This is a genomic window from Dietzia alimentaria 72, from assembly GCF_000226215.1.
Taxonomy (GTDB): domain Bacteria; phylum Actinomycetota; class Actinomycetes; order Mycobacteriales; family Mycobacteriaceae; genus Dietzia; species Dietzia alimentaria.
Map to the genome: position 1 here is coordinate 97744 of NZ_AGFF01000020.1, position 12121 is coordinate 109864.

Below are 12121 nucleotides of genomic sequence, written 5' to 3' on the forward strand. Positions count from 1 at the left end.
GCCCTAACATCGCCATCCGATACGTCGGTCATTGTCGACGGCGGAGGACGTCCGTGGGGGCGTCACCTCCGAGATGTGCTCGGGTCACGGCAGCAAAGCTAGAGGAGGACTGGCATGGGAGACGTGGTCTTCACCCGCGCGGAAAAGCTCGACGCCCCACCGATGCCGGGCGGCGAACTCGCCCTGCAGGCGCCTCCGGAACTGCCCCGGCCGACCCCGAGGCCACTCATCCAGGTCATCCTGCCGCTCGTGATGGTGGTCGCGGTCGTTGGCATGGTCGTGATGATGATGCGCACGGGGATGATGCGCAACCCGATGTTCATGATGTTCCCAGTGATGATGGCGGTCTCCGCCCTCGGCATGCTCGCCGGCAATCTGTCCGGCGGAAACAAGACCGCCGAGACCGACGAGCTCCGCAAGGACTATCTGCGCTACCTCGGTCAGACCCGTGACCTGGTCCGTCATACCGCCGAGCAGCAACGCGCCGCTGCCCTGTGGCGTCACCCCGACCCCGTGGAACTGCCGGCTCTGGTGGGAACCGCGCGGATGTGGGAGCGCGACGACGCCGACCCTGACGACCTGACCGTCCGGGTCGGTCCGGGACGCCAGTCGCTTGCCTCCCGGCTCGACGCACCCGACACCGGACCGGTCGACGACCTCGAACCGGTCTCGGTGGTGAGCATGCGCCGCTTCGTGCGCGTGCACTCGGTGGTCGAGGACCTGCCCGTGGCCCTGGAGCTCCGGGCGTTCGCCGCGCTGTCCCTGGACGGGGACGTGGACGTGGTGCGCTCCGCCGTCCGCGCGATGATCGCCGGGCTCGTCGTATCGCACGGGCCGGACCGGATACGGGTGGCCGTGGCGGCCAGTGAGGGCGACGCGCGTGCGGCGTGGGAGTGGCTGAAATGGCTCCCACATCACGAACACCCCGTCTACACCGACGGCGGCGGGCGGGTCCGACTCACCGAGTTCTCGCTGGCCGGGGTGGAGTCGATGCTGGGATCCGAGGTCTCGGACCGGTTCGCGTTCTCCCCGAGTGCGGTCGCGGTCCAGGGACGGGCGCACCTCGTCGTCGTGGTGGATGGTGTGGGCGTGACCGGGGCCGAACGGCTTCTCGCCGAGGACGGGCTGGACGGCGTGACGGTCCTCGAGGTCTCCGGCAGCCGCGCGGGGCAATTGCGTGACCTCGCGCTGCGACGCGGGTTGTGCATCAGGGTCGACAACGACGGCATGGCCCGCGTGCGGACCGAGAACGGCGACGAGGACATCGCCCGCGTCGACTCCATGAGCCCGCCGGAGGCCGAACGCCTCGCGATGGCGCTGTCGCGCTACCGGCCCGCCGACACCGTGACCAACGCCGACGGATCCACCACGACCAGGCGTGCCCCAGGGCTGCCCGACCTCTTGGGAATCGGTGTGGCCGCCCAGGTCGATCCGGCGGTGGCCTGGCGCCGCCGAGGTGAGCGTGACCGTCTCCGAGTCCCCGTGGGGGTGAGCCCGGACGGCGCTCCCGTCTCGCTGGATCTCAAGGAAGCCGCCCACGGAGGAATGGGTCCGCACGGGCTCTGCATCGGTGCGACGGGTTCAGGAAAATCCGAGTTTTTGCGCACGCTCGTCCTCGGGCTGGTCGCCACCCACGACCCGGATGCGTTGAACCTGGTGCTGGTGGACTTCAAGGGCGGCGCGACGTTCCTCGGGCTCGACTCGCTGGCCCACGTCTCCGCGGTGATCACCAACCTGCAGGCCGAGATCACGATGGTCGACCGCATGCGTGACGCGCTCGAAGGCGAGCTCACCCGCCGCCAGGAGGTCCTCCGTGCGGCCGGGAATTACGCCAATGTGGGGGAGTACGAGGCCGCGCGAGCCAAGGGGGCGGCGCTTGACCCGCTGCCCGCGCTGGTGATCGTGGTGGACGAGTTCTCCGAACTGCTCTCCTCCAAGCCGGAGTTCGCCGAACTGTTCCTCACCATCGGCCGCTTGGGCCGAAGCCTGCACATCCATCTGCTCCTGGCCTCGCAGCGGCTCGAGGAGGGACGGCTGCGAGGACTCGACAGTCACCTGTCGTACCGGATCGCGCTCAAGACCTTCTCCGCCAGCGAGTCGCGCACCGTTCTCGGCGTCACCGACGCCTACCACCTGCCCGCTACCCCGGGCGCCGGCTACCTCAAGGTGGACGCGGGCGACCCGGTCCGCTTCGACGCCGCGTACGTCTCCGGCCCCTACAGGGAAGACCGTCGGCTCGACGGCTCATCCGTGGCCACACCCGCCGCCCGCGCGTCGGTGAGGCCGTTCACCTCGTGGTATATGCCAGTGCCCACTCCGGCCCTGCCCGACCACGACGACGAGGTCATCCCTGCCGTCACACCCACGGGAGACGAGTCGACGAGCCTGCTCGAGGTACTGGTAGGACGGCTGTCGGGGCATGGCAGACCTGCGCACGAGGTCTGGTTGCCGCCGCTGGGCGAGGGTGCCCCGCTTGATGCGGCCGTGGGCACCGAACCGACCGGAGCGGGAGACGACAGGCCACCCAGCTGGCGATTCCCGCTGGCCGAGGTTGACCTGCCCTTCGAACAGCGTCGCGACAGATGGTTCGTGGACCTGTCCGGCGCCGACGGGAACGTGGCGGTGGTGGGCGGTACGCGCTCGGGGAAGTCCACGACGCTATGCACACTCCTCCTCTCGGTGGCTGCCACCACCACGCCGGACCGGCTCTCGGCGTACGTCGTGGACCTGGGCGGCGGCCTGCTGCACTCGGTTGTCGACCTACCGCACGTAGGCGGGGTGGCGCGCCGCGGCGAGGACGAGAAGATCCGACGCACCGTCGCGGAGGTGGACTCGGAACGCCGACGCCGCGAGTCCGACTTCCGCGCGGACGAGATCACCTCGATCGACCAGGCACGCCGACGCAGCACCGATAAGGACGGTCGGCCGGTCGCCGAATATCCCGACATCCTGCTGGTGATCGACGGGTGGCAGACATTCCGCACCGAATTCGAGGACCTCGAGCAGGTTGTCCTCGGATTGGCGGCGGACGGCCTCGCCTACGGGGTCCATGTGGTGTTGTCGGCTGCCCGCTGGGCCGACCTGCGACCGGCGATGCGTGACGCCCTCGGGACCCGCGTCGAACTGCGTCTGGGGGACCCCACGGACTCGATGATCGACCGACGGACCGCGATGACAGTGCCCGCGGCCCCCGGCCGGGGACTCACCCGGGAGCGGGACCACATGCTCATCTACCAACCCCGGCTCGACGGCGATGTCGACCCGGAGGGGATCGCCGACGCGACGGCCGAGGCCTCCCGGCACCTGGCTCGTCGCTGGCGTGCCCTGGTCGGGGACATCTCCGCCACGCGGGTCCGCATGCTGCCCGAGGCACTGCCCTTCGCCCAATTGGCGAGCCTGGCCAGGCCTGGCCCCGACGGACGCCGGACCCGTCTTCCACTCGGCGTGTCCGAGTCCGACCTCACAGTGGTCTACGCCGACCTGGAGACCGACCCGCTCATGGTGGTTCTCGGCGACTCCGAATGTGGCAAGACCTCATTGCTTCGTACCCTCGCCCGCGGACTCGTGGCCGGAAACACCAGCGAGCACGCGAAACTCATCGTGGTTGATTATCGCCGGACCATGCTCGGGGAGGTGGAGAGCGACCACCTCGCGGGCTACGCGGCCACCGAAGCCGCCCTCGGCCCGATGGTCGCGCACCTGGTCGAGATCCTCGAGAGCCGGATGCCCGGCGCCGATGTCACGCCTGAGCAACTCCGCGCGCGGTCGTGGTGGAGCGGCCCCCGCATCCATCTGCTCGTAGATGATCTGGACCTCGTGATGACCAGTGGGGGCAATCCACTGGCGCCTCTGACCGCCTACCTACCGCATGCCCGCGACATCGGATTGTCCGTCGTGTTGGCGCGGCGTAGCGCGGGAGCGTCGCGAGCGCTCTACGACCCGTTCGTCTCCAGGATGCGGGATCTCGGCGGTGCCGGCCTGATCATGTCCGGCAGTCGCGACGAAGGACCGCTGTTCGGGGGTGTGCGTCCCGGGCCCCTGCCGGCCGGACGGGGCCGGTTGGTCACCCGCGAGGGCGGGGTCCGATTGGTGCAGACCGCGCTGACGGAGCCATGAGAGCCCCCGCCGTGGAGACCGGTCTCGCCGTGGACCTGTCCTGCTCCGGGCTCGCCGTGGCCTCCGTCTCGGCCTCGGCCGTACTGACCCCGGTGGTCGCCCCGGTGTCGGTGCTCGCAGCAGTGGACGGCTCATCGCTTCCGCCGGGAGGTGACCGGATCGAATGCTCCGAGCGTGTCGAGGCGGTCCTGTCCCGCTATCCGGAGCGATGCCTGGCGGACCCGGTCGCCCACGCCCACCGCGACCGCCTCGACGTGGCGGGCCTGTCGGTCCCCGTGTCGGAACTACTGGCGGCGCCGGTATCCCGAGCGCTGCGCTGGGCCGGATCGCGCGACGGCGACGAGTTGGTCCTGGTGGTGCCGACCGACTGGGGATCCACACGGGCCGCCCGACTGACAGCGGCGGTCCACGGCCTGGGGGTCACCGCTCGAGTCGTCAGATCAGCGCTCGTCACGGCGGAGGCCCTTCCCTCGTCGTCGTCCAGGTGGGCCGTGTGCGTCGAGTCCGGATGGCTCCGCACGACTGTTGGGTTGGTCGAGCGCACGCGGGGCGGACTCACGCTGGTCGGCCGCGCGGTCGTCCACCGCAGCGATCCGCGCAGGGACCCTCTCGGCGACGACGAGGTGCCGCGGATTCTCGAGGCAGTGGCGACCCTGCGGCGCTCACGACGCGAGGCGGCCAGTGGCTCGACCGAGATCCTGGCACGGGGGCGGGTGGCGGATGACATCGTCGACGCCTGTGACCGGGCTCGACTGTTGTCGTTCGTGGTCCCGCCGGTCGCTCCTGTCGAGGCCGCGTCGCGCCTGTCCGCGGGAGTCTGACACGGCCCGGGAAATTAATTCGGTTCCGGCGGAACCAAACGACTCCCCGCACCCGTCGAACACTGTGACGGGCCCAGAAGGGGACCCCGCAGGACCAAGAGGAGGATGCCGTGGCTTACCTGAATGCCGATATCGAGGTTATGGGAAGTGCGGCCGGATGGGTCGATGAGGTCAACGACGACATCAGGGCACTGCTCGGCCGCGTGCAGGGATTGGTGGGCGAACTGGCCGGCCCCACCTGGGGAGGCCAGGGATCGGCGGCATTCCAGAGCGTGATGACCGAGTGGAAGCAGCAGAGCGACAAACTCAACACGGCTCTCGCCGGCATCGCGGACACTCTGCGGAGCAACCGGACTGCCCTGGACACCGCAGATCATGACGCGGCGCAGGCGATTTCTCGGGTCGGTGCCGACGGCCCGCTCAACATCTGACAATTACTAGACAAGCCGGGAGTACAAACATGACCGAACCGATCAGGTACCAGCATGGCTCGATCGAGGCCGTCGTCTCTCAGATCACGGGTGAGTCGAACAAGCTGCAGGGCACCCTCGAAGATCTGCGCCGGAAGTTGGATCCGCTGGTCGCCGGCTGGGAGGGCACCTCCGCGGCCGCGTACAAGGAGCACCAGCGGGCGTGGGACGAGGCCGCGGCTGGTTTGCAGTCAGTCCTGACTCGCGTGTCGGCGGCCGCGCGGCAGGGAAACGAGGGGATGCAGGCTGCTGACAGGGCTGCTTCCCGGGCGTGGTGACCGTATAGACCAGCGGTCACCAAGGATCATCGACCCCACCACCGTCCGGGACGGTGGCGGGGTCGCTCTGTATCCGCAGTTCAGGCAGTCCAGCAGAGGCGGGGGGTTGTCATCGACCAGCGAAGGCCTGTGCCAGGCGCGCGATCTTCTGAGCGCGTGCCAGGCGCGGCAGGTCTGAGCCGTCGCCGCATCGTTCGCCGCCGGCGCCCAACTCGTCGATCACGGACTCGGCCCACGACACGTCGGCTGCCGACGGCGCCAGGACCTCGTTGATGTACGGAGCCTGATCCACGCGCAGGCAGAGCTTGCCGGTCATACCCATCTCGACCGCGTGCTCGGCGGCGTCCATGAGGACCTGGGTGTCGTTGGAGATGGTGGGGCCGTCGATCGGCGGAGCGACGCGCGCGATGCGGCTGGCCACCACGAACTGCGACCGGGTGTAAGCGAGCGCGATCTGCGAGGAACCGATACCCGTGTCGCGGCGGAAGTCGCCTACGCCAAAAGCCAGGCGCACGACCTGCTCGGACTTGGCGATCTCGGCGGCCTGCTCCAGCCCGTCCGCCGACTCCACCAGTGCCACGATCGGAGTGTCCGGCGCCAAGCGGGCCGTGGTGAGCGCCACGTGCTCGGCGTTCTCGGTCTTGGCCAGCATCACGCCATCGAGGCCGGGGCAGTGCCCCAGTGCCATGAGGTCCTTCTCCCACTCGGGGGAGCGGACGTCATTGACCCGGACCCACGCGTGGTTACCCGCCTCGAGCCACTGGCGCACCTCGCGGCGGGACCGCTCCTTCTCCGACTGGCGGACGCCGTCCTCCACGTCCAGAACCACGACGTCCATCTCCGAGGCGACCGCCGCATCAAAGCGCTCCGACCTGTCGGCGGGCAGCAGCAGCCAGGAACGGGCAATGGTCGGCGGGATGGTCGACATGGGGCTCATCGGGTCCTGTCATCCTTTGTTCACGAGGCGGCACTTCTCACTCGGTAATCTCCACACGATACGTGCTGGCGGTCCGGCCTCCCCAATAGCAACGCGTTCCTATTGGGGAGGCGACGGGCTCTCATAGTTGTGAGTGTGGATTTGTTGACTCCTCACGATGGTGAAGGCACGATTTCCTGGTGAATACACGCCCAGATTCCGCTCACGCGATAGAGGCACAGAACCTCGTCAAGAAGTTCGGCGACTTCACCGCCGTTGACGACATCTCTTTCGCCGTCCCGCCGGGGACCGTACTCGGCCTGCTCGGTCCCAACGGCTCGGGCAAGACCACCACTATCCGCATGATGACCACCCTCAGCCCGCCCACCTCCGGGACCGCGGCCGTGGCCGGCCACGACGTGATGCGCGAACCCGCCTTTGTCCGCCGGGCGATGGGTTTGACGGCCCAGTCCGCGACCGTGGACGAGCTGCTCACCGGCCGGGAGAATCTGCGGCTGATCGGCGATCTCTACGGGTTGCCCAAGAAAGCAGTCAAGGCCCGCGCGGACGAGTTGCTCGAGAAGTTCTCGCTCACCGATGCTGCTCTGCGGATCGCCAAGAGCTATTCGGGCGGTATGCGCCGACGTCTGGATCTCGCCGCGAGTCTGGTGGCGGCACCGCCGGTGCTCTTTCTGGACGAGCCCACCACGGGGTTGGACCCGCGTTCGCGAAACGAGTTGTGGGATGTTTTGCGCGATCTGGTTCGCGAGGGCACGACACTATTGCTTACCACGCAATACCTCGATGAGGCAGACCAATTGGCCGACCGCGTAATAGTGATCGACCACGGCCGGGTGATCGCCGAGGGGACGCCCCTGCAGCTCAAGGACCGCTCCGGTGCGGCGAGCCTGGTGATCTCGGTGTCGCGTCCAGAGGACGTGGACGAGGCCGCGCGGGTGCTGTCGGGACGGATTCCCGAGCTGCACGTCGACCGTGACGCACGGCGGCTGACCGCGCCGTCCGAGGGTGTTTCCGCACTGGCCGGGATCGCTGCGGCGTTCACCGAGGCCGGCATCGAGCTCGACGACATCGGCCTCCAGCGCCCGAGCCTCGACGACGTCTTTCTCTCCCTGACCGGACGCAGGGCCGAGCCGGACTCGGAACATCACGACACCGAGATGAACGAGGCTGAGATCGATAACACCGCAGATCTGCACGCCGACACGATCGCAGAGGAGCCCCGGACATGAGCACCGCAGCCAATCCGCCCACGTCGCAGCCCCCACGGGTCCCGCAACCCCGGTCCGTCGAGGACCCGTCCGCGCCGCGCGAGCAGTTCGCTATTCCAGCCCGCCCCGCCGGCCCCTCGTTTGGCCGGCAGGTCTCCGCGCTGGTCCGGCGCAACCTGCTCCACATCCGGCGTCAGCCGGAAAATCTGGCGGACGTCACGGTTCAGCCCGTGATGTTCGTGCTGCTGTTCGCGTTCGTCTTCGGGGGTGCGATCGCGGTCGCGGGCGGTAACTACCGGGAGTGGCTGCTGCCGGGGATCATGGCGCAAACGATGGCGTTCTCCTCGTTCGTCGTGGCCTCGGGTCTGTGCAACGATCTGAACAAGGGCATCATCGACCGATTCCGCACCCTGCCGATCCAACGCGCCTCGATCCTCATCGCGCGTAGTGCCTCCAGCCTTATCCATTCCTCTATCGGCGTAGTGGTGATGTCCCTGACCGGACTGATCGTGGGCTGGCGGATCCACTCGGGGCTGGTCGACGCCGTGCTCGGTTACCTGATCCTGCTCGGCTTCGGATTCGTGATGATCTGGATCGGCATTGTGGTGGGTTCACGTCTCAAGACGATCGAGGCGGTCAACGGGGTCATGTTCACCACTACGTTCCCCATCACGTTCCTGGCAAATACGTTCGCGCCGCCGGAGTCCATGGAGCCGTGGTTGCGGCCGATCGCCGAATGGAACCCACTGTCCGCCGTGGTGCAGGCCATGCGGCAGCTCTGGGGTAACGCCCCGGCGGTGGGGCCAGATGCTGCGTTGCCGCTGCAGCACCCGGTGCTCGCGTCACTGCTGTGGATCGTGGGGCTGACCGTGGTCATCGCCCCGATCGCGATCAAGGCCTTCGATGCCCGGACCCGGGATTGACGCGATCATGACGGTGGAGGGGCCGACGTCGGAGTACGAGCGGTTCTTCAACACTCTCGATTCGCCGATGGTCGTGGTGACCGCCTCTGACGGCGAGGAGTGGGCGGGGTGCGCGGTGGGTTTCCACTCGCGGAGTTCGGTGGATCCGCCGCAGTATGCGCTGTGGCTCTCACGCGCCAACCGCACCTATCGTGTGGCGTTGCGGTCCGATTTCCTGGGCGTGCACCTCTTGCGCCACGGGGATCGGGACCTGGGCGAGTGGTTCGCCGGGAGAACCGGTGACGACGACGACAAGTTCGCCGGCGTGGCGACAGGCCCGGGCCCTGGACGACGTCGAGCCGGGGTACTCCGCCTGAGAAGACAGAGCCCTCAGCGCTTCTTCTTGGGTGACACCCGGATCATGATGCTTCCGACCACGGGCTCTACGCCGGCGTCGTCGACGAAAGTCAGTGGCACCTCGACGTCTCGGCCGGAGGTCATCGAGGCGAAATCGGGCAGCTGCTCCCACTCGGCTGTGACGGTCATGCCGCCGGTCGATTTGGCGGGGTAGCGAACGTTCATCCCCACAGGGATCCAGCGGTGAGTCGCGGGCACGGACGCCTCGGCGAGCATCCCCATGGCCACCTCGGCGAGGTTGCACGCGGCGATCACGTGGAAGGTGCCGATGTGGTTACGGTTGCCCCACCAGTTCGGGCCCCGCACCACGCAGCGGCCGGGTCGCAGTTCCACCACGTGTGGGAGCGCGGTGCGGAAGTAAGGGGCCTTCATGCTGATCAGCGCACTGAACAGCCGGGAGCCGAAGGGCAGCCGGGTGGTGTTCTTCCACAGCCGGTAGGTGGACGTGTTCGCGATGGGGGCAGATGAGGCCGAGGTCATGACGACGAGGTTACCCACCGGTAATATTGCTCCGCTCACCGATGTGCCGCCGAGGTGTTGATCAGGCGAGGATCGCGGTCCCCTCCCGCAGGAGCTCGTGGAGTCGGGACTGGTCGGCGTGAGGCTCGTTCACCCACAGTCGGTAGGCCGAGAGCGCGATCCCCAGTGCGGCGTGCGCGGTGGCGGCGGGCACCAGGTCATCCACTGACTCGCCTCGATAATCGGCCACGAACCCGGCCACTGCGCGCCGCCAGTCTGCGTACACCAGCGTCGAGTGCGCCTGCAGTTCCTCGACGTTCAGCAGGAGCCGCATCCGCAGGCGATGAAAGTCGGTCTGCGAGTCCGGGAACGTGTTGAACGCCACCAGCGCGTCCGCGAGGGCGTCCCGCAGCGGTGTCCCGGGCGGGATCCCGGCGAGGTAGTCCAGCATCAGGTCGATCTGTACGTCGAATTCTCCCCAGGCGATCGCCGCTTTCCCGGGAAAGTACCGGAACAGGGTCCGGCGTGAGATGTAGGCGCCCTCGGCGATCTGATCGACGCTGGTCGACTCGTATCCCTGCTTCGCGAAGAGGGCCAGCGCGACGTCCACGATCGAGGAGCGCGTGGTCGACGGGCGACGACCGGGTGGCCGCCCTTCCGCTCTCTCCGGAGTGTCCATGACTTCAGAGCCTAGAACAGTGGTCCTTGCTACTGGCACCAAGTGCCAATATGATGCAGGTCTCACCCTGTCGCGGTGAGGCATCCGATGCGCAGACGAGAGGACACGCAATGGAGAACACGCAGAACACCGAGGTCGTGCTGGAGGAGGCCCTCATCGAAGAGGTCTCGATCGACGGCATGTGCGGGGTCTACTGAAATGACCTCCGCAGCAGCGCCGGCCGGCGCCGAGCAGGAAGCCGCGCCCGCGGCGTTCGACCTCGATGCCGGCTGGCGCCTGCACCCCGGGGTGGCACTACGGCCCGAGCCGTTCGGGGCCCTGCTCTACCACTTCCACACCCGCAAGCTCAGCTTCCTTAAGTCGCCGACCATCGTCGAGGTGGTCCGCACGCTCGCCGACCATCCCACGGCCCGGGCCGCCTGCGCGGCCGCCGGGGTGCGGATCGACGATCCGGGCACCGCACGGCTGTACCTGCACGCGCTCGGCCAGCTCGCAGCCTCGCGCATGATCGAGGAGACCTCATGACCAGCATGCTCGACCGTCCCGCCGCGTCGTCAACTTCTGCTCCCGCTCCGGTCGGCCGCCTGGTCGACCAGTTCGAGCGCGGCCTCGATGCGCCGATCTGCCTCACGTGGGAACTCACCTACGCCTGTAACCTCGCCTGCGTCCACTGTCTGAGCTCCTCCGGTCGCCGTGACCCGCGCGAGCTGAGCACCGAGCAATGCAAGGCGATCATCGACGAGCTGCAGAAGATGCAGGTCTTCTACGTGAACATCGGCGGTGGCGAGCCCACCGTCCGTTCGGACTTCTGGGAGCTCGTCGACTACGCGACCAGCCATCAGGTGGGCGTGAAGTTCTCCACCAACGGTGTCCGCATCGACGAGGAGGTCGCTAAGCGACTGGCGGCCAGCGACTACGTGGACGTCCAGATCTCCATCGACGGCGCCACCGCCGAGGTCAACGACGCGGTCCGCGGTCCGGGTTCGTTCGACATGGCGTGCCGTGCTCTGCAAAATCTCAAGGACGCTGGCTTCACCGACGCCAAGATCTCGGTGGTGGTGACGCGCGAGAACGTCACCCAGCTGGATGAGTTCAAGGCGTTGGCCGACAAGTACGACGCGACCCTGCGCATCACCCGTCTGCGCCCGTCGGGCCGCGGCGCCGACGTGTGGGATGACCTGCACCCGCTGCCCGAACAGCAGCGCGATCTGTACGACTGGCTGGTCGCCAACGGTTCCAACGTCCTCACCGGTGACAGCTTCTTCCACCTCACGCCCTTCGGCGAGGGCCAGGGGCAGGGCGCGCTTCCCGGTCTCAACCTCTGCGGCGCCGGCCGCGTCGTCTGCCTGATCGACCCGATCGGCGACGTCTACGCCTGCCCGTTCGCGATCCACGAGGAGTTCCTCGCGGGCAATGTCATCTCCGACGGCAGCTTCGAGTCCGTCTGGCAGACCTCCGAGCTGTTCCGCGAACTGCGTGAGCCCCAGTCCGCCGGCGCCTGCGCCTCCTGCGATTTCTACGATAGCTGCCGTGGTGGCTGCATGGCCGCCAAGTTCTTCACCGGCCTGCCCATGGACGGCCCCGACCCGGAGTGTGTCCAGGGCTACGGCGAAGGACTGCTCGCGGCCGAGCGCAGTATCCCCGACCCGTCCCAGGATCACACCCGGCCCATGGGGCTCGCGGCGCGCAAGCAGCCCACCGGCCCGGTGCCGCTCACGCTCGTCACCACTCCACCGCGCAGGCCCACGAGCCTGTGCGATGAGTCGCCGGTCTAGACCCCGCACCATCATCCGAGGCCGACTTGCGTCGGTCGCTCCCGAGACTTCCAGAAGGA

Annotated in this window: 12 protein-coding genes and 1 pseudogene; 10 read left to right on the forward strand and 3 right to left on the reverse strand. The window is 68.0% G+C overall.

Going from position 1 to position 12121, the window contains the following annotated elements:
- Nucleotides 1-114 precede the first annotated feature (114 nt).
- The 4 genes from eccCa (at nt 115) to ON04_RS08660 (ending at nt 5685) form a co-directional block, all read left to right on the forward strand.
- Nucleotides 115-4116, forward strand: a complete 4002-nt coding sequence (gene eccCa / locus ON04_RS08645) for a type VII secretion protein EccCa (protein WP_010541206.1) — start codon at nt 115-117, stop codon at nt 4114-4116.
- Entirely contained in the window at nt 4113-4937 is an 825-nt protein-coding gene (locus ON04_RS08650; RefSeq protein WP_141564706.1) for a hypothetical protein, read from the forward strand. Before eccCa ends, ON04_RS08650 begins: the two co-directional genes overlap by 4 nt.
- A gap of 110 nt (nt 4938-5047) precedes the next feature.
- A complete protein-coding gene (locus ON04_RS08655; protein WP_010541208.1) occupies nt 5048-5368 on the forward strand; it encodes a WXG100 family type VII secretion target in 321 nt (106 codons plus the stop codon).
- 29 nt (nt 5369-5397) lie between these two features.
- Complete coding sequence (locus ON04_RS08660; protein WP_010541209.1) at nt 5398-5685, forward strand: WXG100 family type VII secretion target; 288 nt, start codon at nt 5398-5400, stop codon at nt 5683-5685.
- 109 nt (nt 5686-5794) lie between these two features.
- Here ON04_RS08660 and ON04_RS08665 read toward each other — a convergent pair whose 3' ends face one another.
- Nucleotides 5795-6613 (reverse strand): HpcH/HpaI aldolase/citrate lyase family protein, encoded by an 819-nt coding sequence (locus tag ON04_RS08665; protein WP_010541210.1) that lies wholly within the window; start codon nt 6611-6613, stop codon nt 5795-5797.
- Nucleotides 6614-6801: 188 nt separating this feature from the next.
- Between ON04_RS08665 and ON04_RS08670 the strand changes: the two genes are divergently transcribed.
- The 3 genes and pseudogenes from ON04_RS08670 to ON04_RS17345 form a co-directional block, all read left to right on the forward strand.
- Nucleotides 6802-7851: an ATP-binding cassette domain-containing protein gene (locus ON04_RS08670; RefSeq protein ID WP_010541211.1), complete on the forward strand. Its 1050-nt coding sequence runs from the start codon at nt 6802-6804 to the stop codon at nt 7849-7851.
- On the forward strand, nt 7848-8753 hold the full coding sequence (locus ON04_RS08675; RefSeq protein WP_010541212.1) for an ABC transporter permease: 906 nt from the start codon (nt 7848-7850) through the stop codon (nt 8751-8753). The genes ON04_RS08670 and ON04_RS08675 overlap by 4 nt, the downstream gene beginning before the upstream one ends.
- 67 nt (nt 8754-8820) lie before the next feature.
- Nucleotides 8821-9087 (forward strand): annotated as a pseudogene (locus ON04_RS17345) (flavin reductase family protein); the annotation flags it as partial.
- A 35-nt stretch (nt 9088-9122) separates the two neighbouring features.
- On the opposite strand, the gene ON04_RS08680 reads toward ON04_RS17345, so the two are convergent.
- Together ON04_RS08680 and ON04_RS08685 are read right to left on the reverse strand one after the other, a co-directional pair.
- Nucleotides 9123-9629, reverse strand: a complete 507-nt coding sequence (locus ON04_RS08680; RefSeq protein WP_081477156.1) for a hotdog fold domain-containing protein — start codon at nt 9627-9629, stop codon at nt 9123-9125.
- Nucleotides 9630-9690: 61 nt separating this feature from the next.
- Nucleotides 9691-10287, reverse strand: coding sequence for an acyl-CoA-like ligand-binding transcription factor (locus ON04_RS08685; RefSeq protein ID WP_010541215.1), 597 nt, complete (start codon nt 10285-10287; stop codon nt 9691-9693).
- Between the two features lie 110 nt (nt 10288-10397).
- Here ON04_RS08685 and mftA point away from each other — a divergent pair, with 110 nt between their 5' ends.
- Genes mftA through mftC form a run of 3 tightly spaced genes read left to right on the forward strand, consistent with a single transcriptional unit; the run spans nt 10398 to nt 12062 of the window.
- The gene (gene mftA, locus ON04_RS16485; protein WP_067716580.1) at nt 10398-10484 is read left to right on the forward strand and encodes a mycofactocin precursor MftA; all 87 of its coding nucleotides are present in this window, start codon (nt 10398-10400) and stop codon (nt 10482-10484) included.
- Between the two features lies 1 nt (nt 10485).
- Nucleotides 10486-10812 (forward strand): mycofactocin biosynthesis chaperone MftB, encoded by a 327-nt coding sequence (gene mftB / locus ON04_RS08690; protein ID WP_010541216.1) that lies wholly within the window; start codon nt 10486-10488, stop codon nt 10810-10812.
- Nucleotides 10809-12062, forward strand: coding sequence for a mycofactocin radical SAM maturase (mftC, locus tag ON04_RS08695; protein WP_010541217.1), 1254 nt, complete (start codon nt 10809-10811; stop codon nt 12060-12062). Before mftB ends, mftC begins: the two co-directional genes overlap by 4 nt.
- Nucleotides 12063-12121: the final 59 nt, after the last annotated feature.

Bases quoted from the DNA above. Each gene is read 5' to 3' on its own strand.
- mftB (WP_010541216.1), top strand. From the start codon at position 10,486: ATGACCTCCGCAGCAGCGCCGGCCGGCGCCGAGCAGGAAGCCGCGCCC.
- eccCa (WP_010541206.1), top strand. From the start codon at position 115: ATGGGAGACGTGGTCTTCACCCGCGCGGAAAAGCTCGACGCCCCACCG.
- ON04_RS08650 (WP_141564706.1), top strand. From the start codon at position 4,113: ATGAGAGCCCCCGCCGTGGAGACCGGTCTCGCCGTGGACCTGTCCTGC.
- ON04_RS08680 (WP_081477156.1), bottom strand. From the start codon at position 9,629: ATGACCTCGGCCTCATCTGCCCCCATCGCGAACACGTCCACCTACCGG.
- ON04_RS08685 (WP_010541215.1), bottom strand. From the start codon at position 10,287: ATGGACACTCCGGAGAGAGCGGAAGGGCGGCCACCCGGTCGTCGCCCG.
- mftA (WP_067716580.1), top strand. From the start codon at position 10,398: ATGGAGAACACGCAGAACACCGAGGTCGTGCTGGAGGAGGCCCTCATC.
- ON04_RS08660 (WP_010541209.1), top strand. From the start codon at position 5,398: ATGACCGAACCGATCAGGTACCAGCATGGCTCGATCGAGGCCGTCGTC.
- ON04_RS08665 (WP_010541210.1), bottom strand. From the start codon at position 6,613: ATGTCGACCATCCCGCCGACCATTGCCCGTTCCTGGCTGCTGCTGCCC.
- ON04_RS08675 (WP_010541212.1), top strand. From the start codon at position 7,848: ATGAGCACCGCAGCCAATCCGCCCACGTCGCAGCCCCCACGGGTCCCG.
- mftC (WP_010541217.1), top strand. From the start codon at position 10,809: ATGACCAGCATGCTCGACCGTCCCGCCGCGTCGTCAACTTCTGCTCCC.